At 61.7% G+C, this 23243-nt stretch carries 17 protein-coding genes; 13 read left to right on the forward strand and 4 right to left on the reverse strand.

The annotated features are described in order from the left end of the window. The first annotated feature begins 30 nt into the window (after positions 1–30). Entirely contained in the window at positions 31–393 is a 363-nt protein-coding gene (locus AC0J1C_RS00400; RefSeq protein WP_375183306.1) for a DUF6164 family protein, read from the forward strand. Here AC0J1C_RS00400 and AC0J1C_RS00405 read toward each other — a convergent pair. Then, positions 353–1315, reverse strand: a complete 963-nt coding sequence (locus AC0J1C_RS00405; protein WP_473045095.1) for an alpha/beta hydrolase fold domain-containing protein — start codon at positions 1313–1315, stop codon at positions 353–355. The genes AC0J1C_RS00400 and AC0J1C_RS00405 overlap by 41 nt on opposite strands. A gap of 352 nt (positions 1316–1667) precedes the next feature. Here AC0J1C_RS00405 and AC0J1C_RS00410 point away from each other — a divergent pair, with 352 nt between their 5' ends. The 8 genes from AC0J1C_RS00410 to AC0J1C_RS00445 all read left to right on the forward strand — a co-directional run bounded on the left by AC0J1C_RS00410 (position 1668) and on the right by AC0J1C_RS00445 (position 14347). Then, on the forward strand, positions 1668–3767 hold the full coding sequence (locus tag AC0J1C_RS00410) for a 3-hydroxybutyrate oligomer hydrolase family protein (protein ID WP_473045096.1): 2100 nt from the start codon (positions 1668–1670) through the stop codon (positions 3765–3767). A gap of 147 nt (positions 3768–3914) precedes the next feature. Further along, positions 3915–5327 carry a sigma-54 interaction domain-containing protein gene (locus AC0J1C_RS00415; RefSeq protein ID WP_375191638.1) on the forward strand — a complete coding sequence of 471 codons (1413 nt, stop codon included), beginning with the start codon at positions 3915–3917 and terminating at the stop codon, positions 5325–5327. Between the two features lie 324 nt (positions 5328–5651). Further along, positions 5652–6704, forward strand: a complete 1053-nt coding sequence (locus AC0J1C_RS00420) for a TRAP transporter substrate-binding protein (RefSeq protein ID WP_473045098.1) — start codon at positions 5652–5654, stop codon at positions 6702–6704. A gap of 115 nt (positions 6705–6819) precedes the next feature. Further along, positions 6820–7458, forward strand: a complete 639-nt coding sequence (locus AC0J1C_RS00425) for a TRAP transporter small permease subunit (RefSeq protein WP_375191628.1) — start codon at positions 6820–6822, stop codon at positions 7456–7458. Then, positions 7458–8822, forward strand: a complete 1365-nt coding sequence (locus tag AC0J1C_RS00430; protein WP_473045100.1) for a TRAP transporter large permease — start codon at positions 7458–7460, stop codon at positions 8820–8822. The genes AC0J1C_RS00425 and AC0J1C_RS00430 overlap by 1 nt, the downstream gene beginning before the upstream one ends. An 11-nt stretch (positions 8823–8833) precedes the next feature. After that, a complete protein-coding gene (locus tag AC0J1C_RS00435) occupies positions 8834–9613 on the forward strand; it encodes a 3-hydroxybutyrate dehydrogenase (protein ID WP_375191626.1) in 780 nt (259 codons plus the stop codon). A 16-nt stretch (positions 9614–9629) separates the two neighbouring features. Next, positions 9630–11618: an acetoacetate--CoA ligase gene (locus AC0J1C_RS00440; RefSeq protein WP_473045101.1), complete on the forward strand. Its 1989-nt coding sequence runs from the start codon at positions 9630–9632 to the stop codon at positions 11616–11618. Positions 11619–12103: 485 nt separating this feature from the next. Beyond that, complete coding sequence (locus AC0J1C_RS00445; RefSeq protein ID WP_473045102.1) at positions 12104–14347, forward strand: NADP-dependent isocitrate dehydrogenase; 2244 nt, start codon at positions 12104–12106, stop codon at positions 14345–14347. Between the two features lie 90 nt (positions 14348–14437). Here AC0J1C_RS00445 and ybaK read toward each other — a convergent pair whose 3' ends face one another. After that, a complete protein-coding gene (ybaK, locus tag AC0J1C_RS00450) occupies positions 14438–14908 on the reverse strand; it encodes a Cys-tRNA(Pro) deacylase (protein WP_473045104.1) in 471 nt (156 codons plus the stop codon). Positions 14909–15085: 177 nt separating this feature from the next. Between ybaK and AC0J1C_RS00455 the strand changes: the two genes are divergently transcribed. Both AC0J1C_RS00455 and AC0J1C_RS00460 read left to right on the forward strand, forming a co-directional pair. Next, positions 15086–16276 (forward strand): GGDEF domain-containing protein, encoded by a 1191-nt coding sequence (locus tag AC0J1C_RS00455; protein ID WP_473045105.1) that lies wholly within the window; start codon positions 15086–15088, stop codon positions 16274–16276. A gap of 120 nt (positions 16277–16396) precedes the next feature. Continuing rightward, positions 16397–17683 carry a serine hydrolase domain-containing protein gene (locus AC0J1C_RS00460; protein WP_473045106.1) on the forward strand — a complete coding sequence of 429 codons (1287 nt, stop codon included), beginning with the start codon at positions 16397–16399 and terminating at the stop codon, positions 17681–17683. Between the two features lie 10 nt (positions 17684–17693). On the opposite strand, the gene AC0J1C_RS00465 is transcribed toward AC0J1C_RS00460, so the two are convergent. Further along, complete coding sequence (locus AC0J1C_RS00465) at positions 17694–18038, reverse strand: hypothetical protein (protein WP_091989469.1); 345 nt, start codon at positions 18036–18038, stop codon at positions 17694–17696. A 197-nt stretch (positions 18039–18235) separates the two neighbouring features. Between AC0J1C_RS00465 and AC0J1C_RS00470 the strand changes: the two genes are divergently transcribed. Next, positions 18236–18493, forward strand: a complete 258-nt coding sequence (locus AC0J1C_RS00470) for a hypothetical protein (protein ID WP_375191620.1) — start codon at positions 18236–18238, stop codon at positions 18491–18493. Here AC0J1C_RS00470 and AC0J1C_RS00475 read toward each other — a convergent pair. Further along, the gene (locus AC0J1C_RS00475) at positions 18490–19560 is read right to left on the reverse strand and encodes a hypothetical protein (RefSeq protein WP_473045107.1); all 1071 of its coding nucleotides are present in this window, start codon (positions 19558–19560) and stop codon (positions 18490–18492) included. The two genes, AC0J1C_RS00470 and AC0J1C_RS00475, sit on opposite strands and share 4 nt — an antisense overlap. Before the next feature lie 201 nt (positions 19561–19761). On the opposite strand from AC0J1C_RS00475, the gene AC0J1C_RS00480 reads away from it, so the two are divergent. Next, positions 19762–23229: a response regulator gene (locus tag AC0J1C_RS00480; protein ID WP_473046585.1), complete on the forward strand. Its 3468-nt coding sequence runs from the start codon at positions 19762–19764 to the stop codon at positions 23227–23229. Positions 23230–23243: the final 14 nt, after the last annotated feature.

Below are 23243 nucleotides of genomic sequence, written 5' to 3' on the forward strand. Positions count from 1 at the left end.
GTGGCATCCGATACCAGACCAAGAGCGCCCATGCCCCACCACCTGATGAACCTGCGTCACGTACCCGACGACGAGGCCGATGAAATCCGGGCCCTGTTCGACGCCCATGACGTGGCCTATTACGAAACGCCGCCAAGCCGCTGGGGGATCAGCATGGGTGGCTTCTGGGTACACGATGATGCCGAGGCGGCCCGGGCCCGGGCCCTGCTGGATGACTATCAGCGTCAGCGGTTCGAGCGTCAGCGCCAGGCCTACGAAGAGCGGCTGGCCGGAGGCGAGTCCGTTGGTGTCTGGTCGATGCTGCGCCGGCGTCCGGTGCGCACGCTCGCCGCCTGCCTCGCTATCCTGGTGATCATGGGGTTGAGCCTGCTGCCGTTTGTGCGGATCGGCTAACCACGCGCCGTTCCCGCTGTTGTTGGCGGCTGAGAAACCCGATGGCTTCGTCCACGGCATTGCCGGCAGTGAGGAAGCTGGTGATGTGGCCGCGCAGGTGCATCTCGTACAGCTCGCTGTACACCCCGTGGCGCTGGAGCTCCGCATGGAAACGCTGTGCCTGGCTGAACGGCACCAGTGCGTCCATGGCGCCGTGGAACAGGAAGAAGGGCGGTGACTGGTCGGTAACGTGGGTGATTGGCGAGGCCTTGCGATAGGTTTCCGGCATGTCCCGCTGTTCTCCCCCAAGGAACTGCTGGATCAGCTTGCCCGAGCCAAAGGCCGGAAGGTCGGAGGGTAGTCCCCCGGCAACAACCGCATCCAGGGTGGTCCCGGGGCCACCGTAGGGCTGGTTGAGCTCGCTGTCGGAACTGGCAACCACTCCCAGCAGGGCGACCAGATGGGCGCCGGAGGAGAATCCAAAACCGCTGACCTGTGCGTGGTCCAGCTGATACTGGTCGGCGTTGCGGTTCAGCCACTGCCGGGCAATCTGCAGGTCGTGGAGCTGGGCTGGAAAGGTGTGGGTTGGCGCGAAGCGGTAGTCGATGTTCAGCACCGCGAAGCCATGGCTGGCCACGTCCTCGGCGATCCACGTCATATCTTCCCGTGACCGGCGGCGCCAGCCGCCACCATGCACCATCAACACCACCGGCCGGGCGCTATCGTCGGCAAGGTCCTCGGGCAGATAGAGATCGGCGTAAAGGGCTTCCGGCCAGTCCGGCGGCGAATACCTCAGGCCCGGTTCCACCCGGAACGGACGCTCGGCGGGCACTACCGTCGCCGAGGGCCCGTTGTGGTGAGTGGCGCAGCCGGTGGTGGCCAGCACTATCACCAGCAGCCCCAGACTCACGGCTTTACCCGCGGGCGGCGGAAAGCGGATCACCGTATTGACCTCCTCGTTCTGGATATCCCCGTTTTGTTCCTTCCTTGTACGGCCATTCGGCGCGCCCGGATGCCCTGTTACCAGGGGTTCGGGCGACGGTTGTCCGGATTTCCTGACAGTGTCCGAAATTCCGGATGGCGGGTGATCGGGCTCTGCCAGCGGGCGCTGCGGGCAGCCGGGTGAGGCTGTGGGTGTCCGGAATTCCGGATTGTTCGACCATTGCGCCGCCGAAAATTTCAGAAAATCCCGCTAAAACAGTGATGTAGAGCATTGGCACAGGATGCGCATGGCATAGGGCCGGGCCTGTTTGAGGTCTGGCCCGTTCGTTTACAACAACAAACAAGGAACGATCATGAAACGAATACTGCTCTGCGCCTTTGTTGGCGCTGCCGGTTTGACCCTCAGTGCCTGCAAACAACCGTTCAACGACCTCCCCGAGTTCGTTCGGGGCGATATCCAGCACACCCGATACGATGGTGTGACCGACGACCTGCTGACCGCCGGGCTTGGTGCCAGCGGTCTTGCCAGTACCCCCGCACCCGCGTTCGTGGACCCGCTCAACCCGGAACCCGCCGAGCTGCGTCGCCTGGCCATCTACAACAACTACCGCGCGCTGGTGGATACGGTCCCTGGCGGTGGTTTTGGCACTTTCTTCGGTCCGCAGGTAGGTGTTGGCGGCGAAGGCCTGATTCCCGGCGATGAGTACATTGCCTTCATGTCGGTTCCGGGCACCGAGGTGCCGGTGACGGTCATGGCCCAGGTGCCCGACAGCTTTGATCCTGAACAACCGTGCATGGTCACGGCACCCTCGTCCGGCTCCCGTGGCATCTACGGGGCCATTGGCACGGCCGGTGAGTGGGGCCTGAAAAAGGGCTGTGCCGTTGTCTACACCGACAAGGGCACCGGTACCGGCGCTCATAAGCTGGCAACCAACACCGCCCAGCGCATCGATGGCACCCTGACCGATGCCGCCGGGCCCGTGCAGTTCCGGGCCGATCTGAACGAGGAGGAGAGGGCTTCCTTCAATGCGGACTGGCCCGATCGCTTCGCCTGGAAGCACGCCCACTCGAAAGCCAACCCGGAAGCCGACTGGGGTCGACACGTGCTGCAGTCCATCGAATTTGGTTTCTACGTGCTTAACGAAAAATTCGGCAAAGAGCTGGGTAATGGCGCCACGCTACGGACCATCCACCCCAAAAACACGGTGGTCATCGCCTCCAGTGTTTCCAACGGAGGCGGCTCCTCGGTTCGGGCTGCCGAGCTGGACACCGAAGGCCTGATCGACGGGGTGGCGGTGTCGGAGCCGAACGTTAATCCCGAGGTGGATCGCAGCTTCACCATTCGCCAGGGCAGTGGGCCGGTGATCACCGAACACAGCCGGAGCCTGCTGGATTACACCACGGCACTGGCGGTTTACCAGGGCTGCGCCAACCTGGCGCCGGCGGTTCGCGATACCGCGCCCCTGAACGCTGTGTTCAACTCGCCGGTGGTCGGTGAAAACATCTGTAATTCCCTGGCCAACAAGGGACTGGTGACCGGCGCTACCCTGGATGACCGGGCCACCGACGCCCTGCGTATCCTCAATGAGGAGATTGGCATCCAGCCGGAGCAGAACCTGCTGGCGCCGGTGCATTTCGGCCTGGCGGTGGCCCAGAGTATCTCCATGACCTACGCCAATGCCTATGGCCGCGCCGGGGTTGAGGACCGGGTGTGCGAGCTGAGCCTGGCCGCCACCGGTGCCGCCGGTGCGGTAACCCAGCTGGCGCCTGCTGCCGAGGCCGCGCTCTTTGCCACCAGCAACGGCATACCGCCCACCGGGGGCGTGAGCATTGTCTTCGACAACGCCGACGGTCAGCCCACCAACCTCGCGGCCAGCGCTTCCCCGAGCAGCAACCAGCCGGATTACGGTCTGGATGCGCTCTTGTGTCTGCGCAGCCTGGCCCTGGGCCGTAACGTGGCAACCGGCGCGCCGCTGGAAGGCGCGCAGGACGAACTGGCGACCGCCATCGCCGGCGGTATCTCGCAGGTCAGGGCCACAGGGGACCTGCAGGGCAAGCCGACCGTGTTTGTGACCGGTCGGGCCGATGCCATCCTGCCGATTAATCACACGTCCCGGCCTTATGTCGGGCTGAACCAGCACATGGAAGGCAAGAAGAGCAATCTGCGTTACTACGAGATTCTCAATGCCCATCACCTTGATGTGCTGAACGGCTTCCCCGGCATTGCCGACCGCTACGTGCCTTTGCACCACTACTATTTCCAGGCCCTGGATCTGGTCTGGGCAAGGCTTACCGACAAGCAGCCATTGCCGCCCAGTCAGGTTGTGCGCACGGTGCCCCGCGGCACGATCGCAACGCCGCTGACCGAGGCCAACCTGCCGGCCATTGCGCCTGAGCCGGCGGAAGGCGACCGGATTGTCTTTGTGGACAACCAGCTGCGGATACCGGAGTAATCCGACCGTTGAGCCGCCCGGCGGAGCGCCGGGCGGAGTTTGTTTGCCCCGGCTTCGGGGCCCTCATATACTTCCGTGATTGCACCCGGCCCGCCGGGTGCCAGGTTTTCTACCATGAACGAGATTCGACCCGTTGGTACGCGGTACATGACAGAGCTGTTTTCCGATAACAACAAGAGTGGCCTGACCCGGGACCTGATCGAGGCCCTGTTCCCGATGTTCGAGGAGGCCAGTGCCGGTGCCATTGCGGTAGACCGCAGCGCCCGCATTACCTGGATCAACAGCAGCTACTCGCATTTGCTGGGCCTCGGGGACCCCTCCGCCGTTATCGGCCAGCCGGTTCGCCAGGTGATTCCGCAAACCCGCATGCCGGAGGTGGTGGAAACCGGCAAGCCGCTGCTCCTCGACATCATGGAACACAACCAGCAGCAGCTGGTGGTGACCCGCTTGCCCTATTACGACGACCAGGGTCGGATTGTCGGTGCGGTGGCTTTCGTGCTGTACGACGATCTGGAACCACTGACCCCGCTGGTGTCGAAGTATCGCCGTTTACATCAGGATCTGGCGGCGGCTCGCAAGGCGCTGGCGAAGAAGGCGCGGGGTACACGCTATAGCCTGGGCGACTTCGTCGGCGCCAGCCCGGCGGCGCTGGAAGTCAAACGGCGGGCCCGCCTGGCCGCAGGCCGCGACATGCCGGTACTCCTGCTGGGCGAAACCGGCACTGGCAAGGAAGTGCTGGCCCAGGCGATTCATGCAGTGTCGGGCCGTGCCGACAAACCCTTCGTGGGTGTCAACGTGGCCGCCATACCCGACAATCTGCTGGAGGCGGAGTTTTTCGGGGTGGCCCCGGGTGCCTACACCGGTGCCGACCGCCGTACCCGGGACGGCAAGTTCCAGCTCGCCAACGGCGGCACCCTGTTCCTGGACGAAGTCGGCGATATGCCCCTTCCGCTGCAGGCCAAGCTGCTACGGGCCCTGCAGGAAGGCGAGATCGAACCGCTGGGCTCCAATAAGGTGGTGTCGGTGGACGTTCGGGTGATTGCCGCCACCAGCCGTAATCTGGAGGTGATGATCGCCGAGGGCCAGTTCCGCTCCGACCTCTACTATCGCCTGAACGTGCTTGAGATCCCCATCCCGCCCCTGCGGGACCGGCTGGCGGATCTGGGCGTGCTGTGTGAAGCCTTATTGGAGGACATCTGCGAGGATCAGGGACTGCGGGTGGAGATGACCGATGCCGGGGTTTCGGCCCTGGGCAGTTACGACTGGCCGGGCAATATCCGCGAACTGCGGAACGTGCTGGAGCGTGCCCTGACCATGGGCGAGGAAGGCGGTCTGCTGGATGCCGACGCCATTTTCAAGGTGCTGCCCCGCACTGGCAACCGACCGGCGTCATCCCTGGCGCCGCAACCGGTCCGACCGCTGGCACAGACCCTCGCCGAGGCGGAGGCCCACGCCATTGAAGAGGCGCTGGTGGCCAGCCGTGGTAACCGAACCCGTGCCGCCAAGCTGCTGGGCATCTCCCGATCCGTTCTCTACGAGAAGCTTTCCAGGTTGTCCTGAAACCCGGACGCTTGTCCTGTTATCCGTACAACTGCCTACGACTGATGTCTATATCTGTCTGGAAATTCGGACATCCTCTGCTCGCCTGACCTCTCCTGCTTGAATTCAACCCATTGTTTTTAAATAAAAAAGCTAATCTGGCACAGACCCTGCTGTCTCCGGGATGCAGGACGTCAGAAGAAGGCAGAGAACAAGACTGGCGCCAAACCGTTGGACCCAAACTAACCATGTCCGTCTGTTCCTGCGTTCTCTGGCTATACTCGAATAAGGTCCCGGGCTGAGATCACCGGGCCAGCTACAATAACAATGCTAGGAGACTTGCCAATGAAACTTCTCAAGGCTCTCACCGGAGTGGCCGGTGCGATCGCACTCACTACGGGTTCCGCGTTTGCAGAAGATCTGCGCTGGAAGATGCCGGTTGCTTTCGCAACCAACCTTCCAGGCCTCGGCTCCCCCTCCGCCTGGGTTGCCGACAACCTCACCACCGCCTCTGACGGCAGCATCCAGGTCCGCGTTTACGAGCCGGGCAAGCTGGTTCCGCCCTTCGATATTCTCCAGTCCGTCTCCGACGGCAAGGTGGCGGCCGGTTACACCTGGATTGGCTATGACCAGGGCAAGGTGCCTGCGATTCCCCTGTTTGCCGCCGTGCCCTTCGGCATGAAGCCTCCCGCCTACATCGGCTGGTATTACTTCGGTGGCGGCCATGAAATGCTTCAGGAGACCTACGCGAACAAGGGCTTCAACGTTCACGCCCAGCTGTGCGGCATCATCGGGCCGGAAACAGCAGGCTGGTATGCTGAGCCCATCGAAACCCTGGAAGACTACAAGGGCCTGAAGATCCGCTTCGCCGGCCTGGGCGGCAAGGTTCTGGAAAAACTGGGCGCTTCCGTCACCATGATGCCTGGCGGTGAGCTCTATCAGGCCCTGGAAAAAGGCACCATTGATGCCACCGAATTCTCCATGCCTGCCATCGACCAGATCCTCGGTTTCAATCAGGTGGTCAAGTACAACCTGTTCCCGGGCTGGCACCAGCAGTTCACCGCCCAGTACATGCTGATAAACCAGGATGAGTGGAACAAGGCCACAGAGGCGCAGAAGGCACTGGTCGAGGCGTCCTGTACTGCGGCTACCACCCGTGGCCTGGCCGAGGGTGAGTACAAGAACGGCAAGGTTCTGGCCGAGTTCCAGGACAAAGGCGTTCAGGCTGACCAGATCCCGCGCGACGTTCTGCTCAAGCTGAAGCAGGTTACCCAGGAAGTGCTTGAAGAAGAAGCCGCCAAGGATGCCGACTTCAAGCGTGTTTACGAAAGCCAGCAGGAGTTCATGGACACCTACGAGGTGTGGGATACCCGCGCTTATGTCCCGGCGGACCTCTAAGGCACTGGGCTGACCCAGGCACCGGGGGCAACGCCGGTGCTTTCCTATCGAGTCTGGATGGCCCTGCGGGGCCATCCTTGTTTCACGGCAGGCTTTCTGAGCGAGGAACTGTTGTATGGCCGTATCTGATAAAGGCTCACCGCCCGACGTGCACCCGTCGGCGTCGGACGCCGGTCAATTCATTCATCATCACACGGAGTTTCCCACCACCCGCTTCAGCCAGTTTCTGGACGGCGTTATCTCGGCTATCGGCAAGAGTGCATCCTGGCTCTGGCTGGTGGTGACCGGTGTGATCATCTACGCCGTCATCGGTCGCTATGCCTTCGGCATGGGGTCGGTCACCCTGGAGGAAGTGCAGTGGCACCTGGCGGGCGCCGGCTGGCTGCTGGGCCTCGGTTACACCCTGGTGACCGATGATCACGTGCGGGTCGACGTGCTCCATGAGCGTCTGTCGCTGAAAGGCCAGGCGTGGGTGGAGCTTCTCGGTATCTTGTTGCTGCTGTTGCCGTTTCTCGTGCTGGCCGTCCAGGAAATGATCCCCTACGCCTACAGCTCGTGGGAGCAGGGTGAAACCAGTCAGGCGCCGGCCGGGCTGCCACACCGCTGGATTCTCAAGAGCATTCTGGCCCTCTCTTTCGTGCTTCTGATCATCGCCGCCCTGTCGCGGTTATTGAAAGTGACTGCCCTGCTGTTCGGCTTTCCCAGGCCGATTCCGATCAAGTCTGCTGATAACAAGAAAGAGGACGCGTCCTGATGGAGCTTGAAACCCTTTTCGTAATCGGCATGTTCCTCACCTTCGGGGCATTGCTGATGACCGGTTATCCGGTCGCCTGGGTGTTGGGTGGTACCGCAGTCATCTGGACGGTTGTGGGTGTCATCGCTGTTGAAAATTTCGGCGCCAATCTGTGGTTCGACTATGCATCCTCTATGGGCCTGGTCCCCGAGCGGATATGGAACGTGGTCAACAGCGAAACCCTGGTGGCACTGCCCATGTTTATTTTCATGGGCATCATGCTTGATCAGTCCGGCGTTGCCGAGCGACTGATGAACAGCATGGTCAAGCTGTTTGGTGCGGTTCGAGGCGGTTACGCAGTGACCGTCATCGTGATCGGCGTTTTGTTGGCGGCTACCACTGGCATCATTGGTGCCTCGGTGGTCCTGTTGGGCATGCTGTCGCTGCCGGTCATGATGGAGAGCAAGTACAACAAGGGGTTCGCCGTGGGTACCGCCTGTGCGACGGGAACCCTCGGTATCCTGATTCCTCCCTCAATCATGCTGGTACTGATGGCCGATCGACTGGCGGTTCCCGAGGCCTCGGTAGGCGACCTGTTCATGGGGGCTTTCTTCCCCGGCTTGATGTTAGGCGCCATGTACGTGGCCTACGCCATCATCCGCCCCATGCTGCAGCCCCATATTGCGCCCGTGCCGGAGGGCACGGAGAAAGTCACCTGGGCCATTGTCTGGGAAGTGGCCAAGGCTGTGGTGCCCACGGCCGCATTGATTCTGGGGGTGCTGGGTTCCATTTTTGCCGGCATCGCCACGCCGACCGAGGCGTCAGGCGTGGGCGCCCTGGGTGCGTTGCTGTTGGCCCTGATGGCGCGACGACTGAACCTGAAGGTCCTGAATGCTTCCATGCAACAGACAACCCGCACGGCGGCTTTCATATTCGCCATTTTCCTGGGCGCGACGGCCTTCTCGGTAGTATTGAGGGGCCTGGGTGGTGACAGAGTCATCGAGGAAGCGCTGCTGGGGCTGCCGTTTGGTCCCTATGGCGTGGTGCTCACCATCCTGTTTGCCGTTTTCCTGCTGGGCTTCTTCCTCGACTGGGTGGAAATCACGCTGATCATCCTTCCCCTCGTTGCCCCGGTTGTGCAAAGCCTTGGGTTTGATCTTGTGTGGTTCACCATTCTGTTCGCCATGTGCCTGCAGACCTCCTTCCTGACGCCGCCGGTGGGCTTTGCCCTGTTCTACATCAAGGGCGTGGCGCCGCCCGAGATCAAGGTAACCGACATCTACCGCGGCGTGGTGCCGTTCATCATCATTCAGCTGGCAGCACTGGCTATCGTGTTCGTGGTACCGGAAATCGCGACCTGGCTGCCCAGCGTGGCTTACGATTAAGGAGAACAACAATGCGTCTGGAAAATCGGATTGCCCTGATTACCGGGGCCGGTCGTGGCATTGGTCGTGCCATTGCCGAGGCTTATGGTCGGGAGGGCGCCAAGGTCGCCGTGGCGGACCTGACCATGGCCGCGGCGCAGGACACAGTCGATGCCATCGAGCAGGCGGGTGGTACCGCCATGGCCCTGGAAATGGATGTCACCAACGAAGAAGCAGTTGACGTAAACGTAAACTATGTGGTTAAACAGTGGGGTGGTCTGGACATTGCCCTGGCCAATGCCGGCGTCCAGCATATCGACCCGGTGCACAAGCTTGCCTTCTCCGACTGGAGCAAGGTCATGAGCGTGCATCTGGACGGTGCCTTCCTGGTCACCCGGGCCGCTCTCAAGCACATGTATCAAAGTGGTGGCGGCACCATGTTGTACATGGGCTCGGTGCATTCCCTGGAAGCCTCACCGTTGAAGGCGCCCTACGTGGCCGCCAAGCACGGCATGCTCGGCCTGTGCCGGGCGGTGGCTAAGGAGGGGGCAGAACACGGCGTGCGGAGCAACATCATCTGCCCCGGGTTCGTACGCACGCCCCTGGTGGACAAGCAGATCCCGGAACAGGCCAGGGAGCTGGGCATTTCCGAAGAGGAAGTGATCAGCAAAGTCATGCTCAAGAATACAGTGGACGGGGAATTCACGACCCTGGAAGACGTCGCCGAACTCGCCGTTCACCTGGCGGCGTTTCCGTCCGCTGCCCTGACTGGCCAGTCCATTGTGGTCAGTCATGGCTGGCATATGCAGTAAACTTCAGGAGAGACGGATGAGTAATCAACAACAGTCACCGGTGGTCTGGTCGCCCTCGGAGGCCACCCTGACGCAATCCCGCATGGGCCGCTTCAAGGCCTGGCTGGAGCGGCAGGGATACGGCCCGTTTGCCGACTACCACGCCCTGCATCAGTGGTCGATCAGCGACCTCGACACCTTCTGGCAGAAGGTCTGGGACTACTGTGGCCTGGTTTGTGACACCCCTGCCCGGCAAGTGCTGGGCAAGCGGGAAATGCCGGGAGCCGAGTGGTTTCCCGGCATGAAGCTGAACTTTGCCGCCAACCTGCTGCGGCTGGCCGATGGCGACCACGCCAACCGCGAAGCGGTGGTGGCCTACTGCGAAACCCGGCCGGTCCTGCGCAAGACCTACGCTGAACTTAAAGCCGATGCCGGAGCTCTGGAGGCCTTCCTGCGAAGCAAGGGCATCCAGAAGGGCGACCGGGTGGCGGGTGTCGTCACCAACGGCTACGAAGCGCTTGTCGGCATGCTGGCGGCCACCAGCCTGGGCGCAATCTGGAGTTCCGCCTCGCCGGATTTCGGGATCGGCGCCATCAACGACCGCTTTGGTCAGATTGAGCCTTCGGCACTGATCGTGGTCAACGGCTATGGCTATGGCGGCAAGGTCTTCGCCCGCCAGAGCGACTTTGCCGAGCTGATTGCCGGCCTGCCGTCCCTGAAGACCGTGGTCAGTATCGCGCAGTTGCCCGATGACGCGCCGGTCCCCGGTGACCTGGTCACCACCTGGGACGACGCCCTGGCAGCCGGCCACGGCCAGGCCCCTTCATTCACCCCGGTGGATCCGGACCACCCGGTGTACATCCTCTACTCCTCCGGCACCACCGGCAAACCCAAGTGCATTGTGCATGGCACCGCCGGCCTGCTGGTCAATCACGCCAAGGAACTGATGCTGCACGGCGACGTGGGCCCCGAAGACCGCTTCCTGTATTTCACCACCTGTGGCTGGATGATGTGGAACTGGCAGGCCTCTGCCCTGCTGACCGGTGCCGCCGTTATTACCGTCGACGGCTCCCCGGGCTATCCCGGCCTGAGTTTTCTCTGGGACACCGTGGCTGAAGAAAAGGTCACCCATTTCGGCACCAGCGCCCGCTTCATCGCCGGCTGCCGCAAGGCGGAACTGCAGCCAGCGAAAACGTTGGACCAGAGCGCTCTGCGCGTGGTGTTCTCCACCGGCTCGCCGCTGTTGCCGGAAGACTATGACTGGATCTACAGCGACGGCGCCCCGAATGCCCTGCTCGGCTCCATCGCCGGCGGCACCGACATCTGCGGCTGCTTTGTCGGCTCCACACCGCTGCTGCCGGTGCGGCGCGGCGAAATCCAGTGCCGGTTCCTGGGCGTGGATGCCGTCGCCTATGGCGACGACGGCCAGCCGGTCAGCGAAGGCCGCGGGGAACTGGTGTGCCGCCAGCCGCTGCCCTCCATGCCGGTCAGCTTCTGGCAAGACCCGAATGGCGAGCGTTACCGAGACGCCTACTTCAACACCTTCCCGGGCGTCTGGGCCCACGGTGATTTCATCGAGTTCACCGAACACGGCGGCGCCATCATCTATGGCCGCTCTGACGCCACTCTGAATCCAGGCGGCGTGCGCATCGGTACCGCGGAAATCTACCGCCAGGTGGAAACCGTGGCCGAGGTCAAAGACAGCCTGGTGGTGGGTCGCCAGATCGACGGCGACGTGGAAGTGGTGCTGCTGGTGGTGCCGGCCGACGGCCAGGCCATCACCGACGACCTGCTCAAGCAGCTCAAGACCCGCATCCGCGAAGGCGCAAGCCCCCGCCACGTGCCCCGGCACATCGTGCAGGTGAACGATATCCCGTACACCCGCAGCGGCAAAAAGGTGGAATTGGCCGTGGCCCGGTTAATCAACGGTTCGAAAAAGGCGGACAACCGGGATGCCCTGGGCAATCCGGAGGCGCTGGATCATATCCGGGAGCGGTTGGCTGAGGCCGGGCTGTTGCCCGCTTGAAGGTCTGGAATGGGAGGGTGGTTGCCGGATTACGCGGACGGCTGATCCAGTCTACTCTTCCGGTTTTGTCGACAAAATGCATCCGAAAGCAGCTGCGATTGAATGCGCGGAGGCATACCGAGAAGCCCGGTGAGCGGCAGAGGGACCCCTTTCCAAAACTGTGCGGAGCCAGGGATGGCGGAGCCCAAGCGTCACATGGATGTGCCGCAAGGAGCGTGTTTTGGAAAGGGGTTCCTCTGTCGCTCTACCCGAATGTCCGATGTTAGAAAGTTTCGTAAATTCCCGCCATTTCATCGTCTTGTAACCGAAGATCCGGCATTTTTAGTCCGTTCTTATACTAAGATCGTAACCAAAATTAACGAAAAAATGGTATCTTAGTAGGTCTATCAAAAGTTCCCAATCAGTCATTGCTCAGGTCGGACGTTCAAAAGACGTCAGACCCCGCCATGACCGTCCTGAACCCACCCATTAGCCTGAGGACGAAAATGACATCATCCAAAGCCAAGATTGTCTACACGCTGACCGACGAGGCCCCAGCCCTCGCGACTCGGTCGCTTCTTCCCATCCTGGAAACCTACGCCAAGCCGGCTGGTATTGAATTCGAGACCAGCGACATTTCTCTCGCGGCGCGTATTCTGGCGAACTTCCCGGATTATCTTGAAGAAGATCAGCGGGTTCCGGATGCCCTGGCCGAACTGGGCGAGTACACCAAAGATCCTGATGCCAACATCATCAAGCTTCCGAACATCTCTGCGTCCATTCCCCAGCTCCGTGCCGCCATCAAGGAGCTGAACAAGCAGGGCTACAAGGTGCCCGAGTACCTAGAGCATCCGAAGACCGACGAAGAGAAAGAAATCCAGTCCCGCTATGCCAAGGTGCTGGGCAGTGCCGTCAACCCGGTGCTGCGTGAGGGCAATTCCGACCGTCGCGCGCCCGCGGCCGTCAAGGCATTCGCCCGCAAATACCCCCATTCCATGGGTGAGTGGAGCCCGGCTTCCCGCACCCACGTTGCCCACATGCGCGGCGGCGATTTCTACTCCAGCGAGCAGTCCGTCACCCTCGACAAGGCCACCAACGCCCGCATCGTGTTCGAGAACAAGAAGGGCGAGCAGACCGTCCTGAAGTCCGACCTGCCGCTGCAGGAAGGCGAAGTACTCGACGGCATGTTCATGAGCAAGAAGGCCCTGGTGAAGTTCTTCGAGGACGCCATCGCCGATTGCGAGAACACCGGTGTGATGTTCTCGCTGCACGTGAAGGCCACCATGATGAAAATCTCCCACCCGATCGTGTTTGGTCACGCGGTGAAGGTTTTCTACAAGGACCTGTTCGAGAAATACGGCGAGCTGTTCGACGAAATCGGTGTGAACCCGAACAACGGCCTGTCGAGCGTGGTCGAGAAGATCAAGCAACTGCCGGAATCCAAGCAGGAAGAAATCCAGGAAGCCCTGCACGCCTGCTATGAGCACCGCCCGGAAATCGCCATGGTGGACTCGGTGAAGGGTATCACCAACCTGCACGTGCCCAGCGACGTGATCGTTGATGCCTCCATGCCGGCGATGATCCGTAACTCCGGCAAGATGTGGGCCCGGGACAACAAGCTCAAGGACACCAAGGCAGTGATGCCGGAGTCCACCTACGCCACCATTTACCAGGAAGTGATCAACTTCTGTAAGACCCACGGCGCCTTTGATCCCACCACCATGGGTACCGTGCCGAACGTGGGCCTGATGGCCCAGAAAGCTGAAGAGTACGGCTCCCACGACAAGACCTTTGAAATCAAGGAAGACGGTGTTGTTCGCATCGTGGCCGAGGACGGCACCGTGCTCACCGAGCACAAGGTCGAGCAAGGCGACATCTGGCGCGCCTGCCAGACCAAGGACCTGCCGATCCGTGACTGGGTCAAACTGGCCGTCAACCGTGCCCGCGCCACCGGCATGCCGGCGGTATTCTGGCTCGACGACGAGCGAGCCCACGATGCCCAGCTGATCAAGAAGGTGGAAACCTACCTGAAGGATCACGATACCGAAGGCCTGGACATCCGCATCATGTCGCCGGTCCGCGCTATCCGCTGGACCATGGAGCGTCTGATCCGGGGTCTCGACACTATTTCCGTTACCGGCAACGTGCTGCGTGACTACCTCACCGACCTGTTCCCGATTCTGGAGCTGGGCACCAGCGCCAAGATGCTGTCCATCGTGCCGCTGCTTAACGGCGGTGGTCTGTACGAGACCGGCGCCGGCGGTTCCGCGCCCAAGCACGTGCAGCAGCTGATCCAGGAGAACCACCTGCGCTGGGATTCCCTGGGTGAGTTCCTGGCCACGGCCGTGTCCCTGGACGAGCTGGGCGAGAAGCAGAACAACGAGCGCGCCCGCCTGCTGGGCCAGACCCTGGACAAGGCCACCGAACGCCTGCTGGAGAATAACCAGTCCCCCTCCCGGGTCACCGGCGAGCTGGACAACCGGGGCTCCCACTTCCATCTGGCCCGTTACTGGGCGGAAGAGCTGGCCAAGCAGGACGACGACAAGGATCTGAAGGAGTTCTTTGCCAAGCTGTCCAGGCAGCTGGAAGACAACAAGGACAAGATTCTGGAAGAGATGACCGTGGTCCAGGGCCATCCGGCGGATATCGGTGGCTATTACCACCCGCCGATGGAGAAAGTCTGCAAGGTGATGCAGCCGAGCGAGACCTTCAACAAGATTCTTTCGGATGCCCGCGCATCCGTGAAGTAATCTCTCGCCAACGCCGCCGGGTCACGTCCCGGTGGCTGGCAGAAGAACCGGACGGCCATGGCGGTTGTCCGGTTTTTTTGTGCCGCAGATCTACTCCTGATGGAGTGGAAAAAAGCCGCCGCCAACCAGTTTTGCCAGGTCCCGGGGCGCCAGCTCGATTTCCAGGCCCCGACGCCCGGCGCTGACAAAAATGGTGTCGAAGTTCAGGGCTGAGTCATCGATAAAGGTTTTCAGCCTTTTTTTCTGTCCCAGGGGGCTGACACCGCCCAGCACGTACCCGGTGGCGCGCTCCACCAGCGCTTTATCCGCCATGGCGGCTTTCTTGCCCCCGGCGGCGCGGGCGATCAGCTTCATGCTCAGCAGTCCGGTAACCGGCACTATGCCAACCACCAGATCCTTGCCGTCGATGGCGACGACCAGGGTCTTGAAGACACGGGCCGGCTCCACGCCGGTTTTTTCTGCGGCCTCCAGGCCGTAGCTGTCGCTGGCCGGATCGTGCTCATACTCATGAATGGTGTGGTGAATGCCCGCCTTGCGGGCGGCATTGATACCGGGGGTCATGCCTGGCTCCTTGCAGGATGGAAACTGAAAATTAAAACAGGTGCGCCGTCCTTCAACAACATTTGGCAATTTGTTCCTCGACTTGGTGTGGCGTTATGACTATTTTTTGTGCATCACCAACTTCCAAACACCGATGGCTGTGCGTTCATGGAGCCGTCCCGGCAAAACTCTCAGGGAATGACCAGATTGACCGATAACCAGACCCCCATCCGCAGGGCAACATGGGCGGCGCTGCTCTACTTGGTGGCGGGCCTGGCGTGGATTGCGTTTTCCGATCGTGCCGTCGAGGCCTGGTTTCCCGACCCGGAAACCCTCTCCCTGATCCAGACCTGGAAGGGCTTCTTTTTCGTGCTGGCCACCGGTGCGGTTCTGTTCGTGGTCCTGTTGCGTCAGCTGGTCAAGGATCGGTCGCTGCTGACCCTCCAGCACAAACAGCGTGAGGCACTGCGTAAACGTGAACGGCAGCTCCAGGTTCTCATGGACAACCTGCCGGGCATGGCGTATCGCTGCCGGTTCGATCCCCAGTGGACCATGCTGTTTGTGTCGCAAGGCTGTGCGAGGCTCACCGGCTATCAGCCGGAGGACCTGGTGGAGAACCGCGTGGTCAGTTACGCCAGCCTTATCAATGCCGAGGATAACGAGCAACTGGTCGCGGACGTGCAGGCCGCTGTTGCCAGTGGTGAATCCTTCTCGCTGGAATACGGCCTTACCCGACGGGATGGCAGCCGGATCTGGGTCTGGGAACGGGGCCGGGGCGTGGAAGAGGACAATGGCACGGTGATTCTGGAGGGTATCGTGCTGGATATCTCCGACCGGAAGGCCCTGGAAAGTGAGCTGTCGGAACTGGCGACACGGGACCCGCTGACCGGGCTCTACAACCGCCGGGAGCTATCACGCGTGATGGAAGAAGAGCTCGAGCGGGCCCGTCGCTATCAACGTCCGATGGCCCTGCTCTGGATAGATTTCGATCACTTCAAGGATATCAACGACACCTACGGCCACGCCGCCGGCGACTCGGTGCTCCGGTCAGTGAGCCGCCTGCTCGAGCGCAGTGTCCGGAGCGTGGATTCCATCGGCCGGTTTGGCGGTGAGGAGTTTGTCATCGTGCTGCCGGAGATGGATCTGGAAGAGGCCCGGGAGACCGCGGAGCGGCTCCGTAAGCGGGTGTCGTCCTCAGCCCAGCCCCTGGGTGACGGTGAGTCGGTGCCCCTCACGATCAGTGTGGGAGTTGCCGTCTATCCGGATCACGGCGTCTCGGTACCGGCCCTGTGCGCCGCCGCAGACAAGGCCATGTACCTGGCCAAGGATCGGGGGCGGAATTGCGTTGCCCTTGCCCACTTGCATCAACAGCTCAGAAACGCACCTTGATGCGGATACGCTGCCCGGTGGAAGCCCTGACACCCGTGTGCCTGTGATTCGGCCAATGCAGAGTTTGGCGGTAAGATGAAAGATAGGCTGAAAACATCCGTCCAATAAAAGGTCTTGCCCATGAATCGACTTGCCCGCTACGCACTACACACCTGCCGTGTGCCCGACGACCTCGAGGCCGTGACCTTCCGGGACACGGCCGGCGAGCATCCGGAGGCGGTGGGTGTCAGTGGGCAAACGGTTGAGGCACTTTGGCGCAGCGTGCAGAGCCTGTACCGCACCGGTGTCCATCCGGGCATCCAGATCTCGATCCGCCACCGGGGAGAGCAGGTGCTGCACCGCGCCATTGGCCACGCCAGTGGCAATGGGCCCGACGACCCGGCCAATGCGGTCCCGGTGCCGATGACCACGGACACGCCCATCTGCTATTTCTCCGCATCCAAGGCGGTCACGGCGTTGCTCATGCACATGCTGGCGGAACAGGGCCTGGTCAATCTGATGGATCCGGTGTCCTACTATTGCCCGGAATTTGCCAGTAATGGCAAGCGCACCATCACCGTCCATCAGATACTGTCCCATCGAGGCGGTATCCCAGCCATTCCCCGGGAAACCCCGATCGATGTGCTCTGGAACCGCGATGAGATCTGGCGGCTGTTGTGCGCCGCGCGGCCGGTGGAGGTGGACGGTGCCAAGGTTGCCTACCACGCCATTACCGGCGGCTTCGTGCTCCAGCGGGTGCTGGAGAGCGTCACCGGCGACAGCATCGAGAACTATCTGGATCGCCACCTCCGCCAGCCCATGGGTATGAAGTGGTTTACCTATGGCATTGCCCCGGAGCATCTCGGCGACCTGGCCAGCAATTACGCCACGGGGCCCAGGCCGCGCTTTCCGGTATCCTGGGTGGTTAACCGGGCCCTTGGCGGCGACATTCGTACTGTGGAAGCAGTGACCAACGATCCCCGGTTCCAGGAGGCGATCATCCCGGCCGGAAACCTGTGCGGGACCGCCGAGGAAATGGGCCGGTTCTTCCAGATGATGCTCAACGGCGGGGTCTGGAACGGTCGACGGGTATGTAGCGAGATCACCGTGCGACGGGCCATCCAGCAGTTCGGGTCCCTGCAGATTGATCGCACCATGATGATCCCCATGCGCTTCAGCGCGGGCATGATGCTTGGCGGTAACCCGGTGGGCCTATGGGGCCCTCAGAGCCGGTTTGCCTTCGGCCATGTCGGGCTGATCAACAAACTGTGCTGGGCAGATGCAGCCCGGGACATCTCGGTCAGCCTGCTCAACACCGGCTTTCCGATTGTTGGGCACCATTTGCCGGCGCTGGCGAAATTTGTCTACACCGTGGGCAAACAGTTTCCCCTGATTCCGGAACACCAGCGCCCCCTGGTGGCCGCCTGAGAGGGGCGGCTCACAGGGTTCGCAGCTGGGCCTCCAGAATGCCCAGCACCGACGACAGGATGTCGCGGAAATCGGTCAGGGTCTGGGTCCGCTGGATAACGTCCTCGCGGTTTTCATCGAGCCGCTCCAGTTTCGGAACCACGCGGCGTATGCCTTCGGTGATCACCTCATAGGGGTAGTGGTGATCCTGGATGCTCAGTTTGTTGATCTCCGCCACTTCCTGGCTGAAGATGCTGATGATGTCGTACAGCATGTCCTTGTGGTGAATGCTACTGGCCTCCCAGTAGGCGTCGTCGAGCAGTTCCAGCAGCGACGAATATTCACGGAGCGTATCCGCCACGGAGGTCTGGGTCATGGGAGCTCCTGTCTGGTAAAAAATTGGATCCAGACGGAACTATAGCAGGGCTGCGAACGTGTGGATTACAGAAAGACCGGTACCGGCGCAGAAATAAAAGTGAAACTCTATTCATTTTTATTGCAGTCTGTCAGGCAGTTGTGCAGACTGGCGAAACGGGAAAGGGATCTATCACGACTCAATGGACGAGAAGCCGAATGGACAAGCCCCAAGCACCCCCCCAGCCAGAACAGCCTGGCGCACATCGCGAAGTCAAGCTGGACCACCACGACAGCGTTCGCCATCACGTACACCAGCAGGTCCGCTCCGAGGTTGAACGCCTGGAACGCCGTATCGAGACCCTGCGTCTGGTCAAGTCCCCGCACGCGGCGATCATGATCTCCACCTACGAACGGTTGATCGACCGGAAGAAAGGCTTCCTGCAGAACTGGGATCTTAACGGCGGTGCCGACTAGCGTCCGGTGACGGCAACGGTGGCCCAGTCTGTTACCGCATCGGCGTCTTCCTGGTTGGTGCAGTTATCAGGGTTGGCGATGGTGTCCTGGTCGTCCGAAGAGTCAGGGTCGTCGATGCGGGCCGGCTCCCCGTCCGAGGCGAATATCCGTACCCGCTCCATGTTGTAGTCCAGTTCCACCCTCAGGCAGTCCGGGCTGTTGTCTGCCCCGCTGTAGCCCGGGTAGCGGTCAAGACCGATCACCTCTGCGTCTCCGCTCTTGATAAACAGGGTGTCGGTATTATCGGCAATGAAATCCTGCCGCAATTCAATACTGCCGAAACTGCGGCTCAGGTAATCCGCCGTGGCAAATTCCGCCGGGCTGTAGCCCAGCTCCACAAACTGGTTGGCGGCGAACCGGCTACCGGCCAGCACGCTCACCAGTTCCGGCTGCTCGGCTTTCTGCTCTTCGGGAACGCTGCGGCTGACGTACTGGATGGTGCGGTATACCTTGTTGTCCAGGTCCGAGCCTTCTGGTCCTTCGGGCAGGTACCGCCAGTCCAGGGTCGGGTAGATCCAGAGCTGGTCGTTGAGGGGCTGGTTCGCCAGCGCGGCGTTCTGGTCGGTGAAGCGGATCTGGGCACCGTTACCGCGGGTGTTGTAGGTGCCCCCGGCGCCGTCGGCAATCCGCTGGCGAATGTAGCGTTTGCCTTCCTGGAAATTGGTCACTTCGCCGGAGGCCAGCACCTGGTTCATCAGATCCAGCGGGTTGCGCACCCGAACGTAGCTGGCGCCAGATTCGCTGGGCGTGGCTCCGATGAAGATGTCGATATGGCGGCGGATTTCCCGTGCGGTCTCACGGTCGTCGGCGTTGTCGTCGGCTGGCTCTATACCCCGGTAGAAATGCCAGAAGCGGGTGTTGGCCAGGTTGTCTGGCGCGGTGTCGGTGTTTTCCAGGTCGAAACTGGAAAAGGTGAGGTCCACATCGGTGGCGGGATTGAATGCGGATGGCCCGGTATCCTCGAGACCGCATCCGCTCAGAGCAACCAGGGAGGCGTAAACAGCGGCGAACGTGCAGGAATGTCTCATTTCGTAAGGCCCCGGGATGCGAAAACAGGTGTAACAGGCTAAAGTGATCTCCGGGGCTGGAATCCTGTTCTCGGCCACCGGTGGCTTGAGAGAGTAAAATAAAAAACCGCCATCTACCCTCGCGGAGATCACATTTTGCGGCAACGGTTTGAGTGGGCACCCACGGCGGCCAGCCACTGGCTGCTGGCCCTTGTGCTCCTGATGACGACACTGGCGCCCATCCCGGCGGGCGCCGCCGACACCTGTCGCGAGGGCGAGGTGGTGCTGGACGACGGGGTCGGGAGCATCCGCAATCTGGGGGGATGCATCTGGTATCTGGAGGATCCGGCTCAGACCCTGACCCTCGATGAGGTGCGCAGTCTGGGCGAGCAGGCATTTACCCTTCACCAGGGTGGGGTGCTCAATTTCGGATACACGGAATCCGCTTACTGGGTGCGCGTGGATCTGAGGGCTGCCAATGGCCTCGACCAGCACGACTGGATTCTGGAGCTGGCCCTGCCCCTGGTTGACGAAGTGGCGCTGTACATGGTGCGGGATAGCAGCCTGGTTGAGGTTCGCCGCGCCGGTTACGAGGACAACTGGGCCGACCGCGATCTGGCGGTGCCCAACCCCACGTTCCGGCTGGACGTCTCGCCCGGAACGCTGAACCGGCTCTACTTGCGCGTGACCAACACCAATACCTTCCGTCTTCCCATCAGTCTCTGGCATCCAGACAGCTACATCGAAAAAGTATCCGTGGACGAACTGGTGCGCGGCATCCTCCTGGGCGCCGTGCTGGCCATCCTGGCCTACAACCTGTTTGTGGCGGTGTCGGTTCGTGAGCGCAGCAACATCTACTACGTGCTCTATCTGGTGTCGGCAACCGTGTTCATCTTCACCGAGCAGGTCCATGGCATCCAGTTGCTGGAGAACCGACCCGCCCTGTTCGACAAACAATACCTGCATTTCCAGATCATCCTGACCTGGTTCTGGGGCCTGTTGATGGCGAGGTCGCTGCTGGAAACCCGGGAGCGTTCCAACGATCTGGACCAGGTGATCCGCCTGTGCCTGTATTCGGTGGTGGTCACCTTCGTGCTCTCCCTGTTCCTGCCTTATCACGTGGCCATGGAGTGGATCGTCGTTGGTTCCATTCTGCTCAGTATGATCATGATCGTTGTCAGCTACCTGTCCTGGCGGTACTACAATCCGGCGGCCCGATCCTACTTTTTTGCCTGGACCCTGGCTCTGGTGGGCTTTGGTATTTACGCGCTTACGGTGATGGGCGTGCTGCCACTGAACACATTCACCAACTATTCACCGCAGTTCGGTCTGACCGGACAGATCATCCTGTTCTCCTTTGCTCTGGCCGACCGGATCAAGCAGGTGCAGGCGGAAGCCCTGGGCTGGAGCCAGCGGGCCCTGTCGAACCTGCAGCGCTACCAGTCCCTTTTCGACAACGCCATCGAAGGGGTGTTCCAGATGTCCCCGGAGCGTCGTTTTGTCACGGCCAATCCGGCCATGGCACGACTGCTCGGTTATAGCAGTAGCGGCGAGCTGCTCCGGCATAATCCCGATGTGCTGGAAACCTGCATTGCCGACGAGCGCCTACGCCGGCTGGTGGTGGAGCAACTGGAAGCCCGGGGAACCGTCAAGGGCATTGAGGCCCGTTACCGCACCCGCAGCGGCGACGAGCGCTGGGCCACCATCTCCCTGCACACGGTGTACGACGCCGACGGCGAGCCGACCCATCTGGAAGGCACCTGCATCGATGCCACCGAGAGCCACAACCGGCAGAAGATCGAGCGTGAGCGTGAACAGGAGCGGTTGGAGAAGGAGCTGGCCCGCAACTCGGCCGAGGCCAAGAGTCAGTTCCTGGCCAATATGAGCCACGAGATCCGGACGCCGCTGGCGGCGATCATCGGCTACGGTGAAACCCTGCTGGACCCGGATCTGACCGAACCGGAAAAGCGCAGCAGCGCCGAAACGGTGGTGCGAAGTGGTCGCCACCTGCTGGACCTGGTCAACGACATCCTCGACCACTCCAAGATCGACGCCAACAAACTGGACGTGGACATCGTCTCGGTCAACCTGCCGGAACTGCTGGACGAGATCCGCGCCTTCTTCGCCCCGAGGGCCCGGGAGAAGGGGCTGGATTTCAGCATTGTCTGCGAGTATCCGCTGCCGGAACGGATTCAGACCGATCCCACGCGATTACGACAGATTATTATCAATCTGTGCGGAAATGCCCTGAAATTCACTGAAAAAGGGTCGATCTCCCTGGCTGTACGATGCGATCGTGACCAGCAGCGGCTGGTGGCCCGGGTAGTGGACACGGGCATCGGGATGAAGCCCGAACAGCTGCAGAGGCTGTTCGACCCCTTCGCCCAGGGCAGCGCCGCCATTTCCCGCCAGTATGGCGGCACCGGCCTGGGCCTGAGCATTTCGCGACGGCTGGCGGAACTGCTGGGTGGCAGTATCCGGGTCGACAGCACCTACGGCGAGGGCAGCGAGTTCGAGCTGTCGATCCGGACCGGTGCTCTGGACGGCGTGCACTTCCTGCGCGACGCGTCGGAGCTGAGCCAGCGGCGGCGGGCCATTCCCATGGTGGTGGCGCCGGCGCTGTCCGGCCGAATCCTCTGTGCCGAGGACAACGAGGTGAATCGGCGCCTGGTTTCCCTGCTGGTGGCCCGCACCGGCGCGGAACTGGTGCACGCGAGCAATGGTGCCGAAGCCCTCGAGCTGGCCATTCGTGAGCGTTTCGACCTGATCCTGATGGATATCCAGATGCCGGTCATGAATGGCCGGGATGCGACCGCGGCGCTGCGCGAGGCCGGCGTGAACACGCCGGTGATTGCTCTCACCGCCAATGTGATGTCGGAGGACATTGCCGATTACCGTCTGGCCGGCTGCAATGAACACCTGGCCAAGCCGATTGATAAACAGCGCTTCTACGAGACCCTGGCAAGGTACCTGACGGTCAGCCCCGAGAGCCCCTCAGCGGCGCCCAAGCGTTACCAGGGCAGGGTTCTGGTGGCCGAGGACAATGACGATAACCGGCAGCTGGTGGAACGCATGCTTCGCCGGCAGGGCCTGGAAGTGGTCTCGGTTACCAGCGGCGAGGAGGCGGTTCGAACGGCCCTCTCGGATACCGTGCATCTGGTGCTCATGGACCGGCATATGCCGGGCATGGACGGCGTTGCCGCCACCGGGTTGTTGCGCCAGGCGGGTTTTCGGCGGCCCGTCATCGCCTTTACCGCAGGTGACCAGCAGGAGATCGATGCCCTGCTGGAGGCCGGTTGTGACGGTGTATTGAACAAGCCGATCGACCAGGCCCATCTCACCTCGTTGCTCGATCGTCTGTTGGGTGCCATGCTGGATGCGTCGGACGCCAGCGACGAAGACGCGGAAATTGCGGACCTGATCGCCCGTTTTCTGGACGGTCTCTCGGAGCGCCGTGCCACCATGGAACGGGCGCTGGCCCGGGGCGACCGGGATACCCTGAAAACCGAGGCCCACCAGATCAAGGGTACAGCTGGCGCCATGGGCTATCCGCTGATGACCCGCCAGGCGGGCCAGCTTGAAGGGCTGCTGAAAGCCACCGAGCCAGACTGGGACCGGGTTCGCAGCGAACTTGCCGGACTTGGTGAAATGATAGACCGTGCCCTGGCGGCGGCCGAGACCCGAAACTGACAGGCGCCAGGAAA

The organism is Marinobacter sp. E2 (assembly GCF_055755345.1).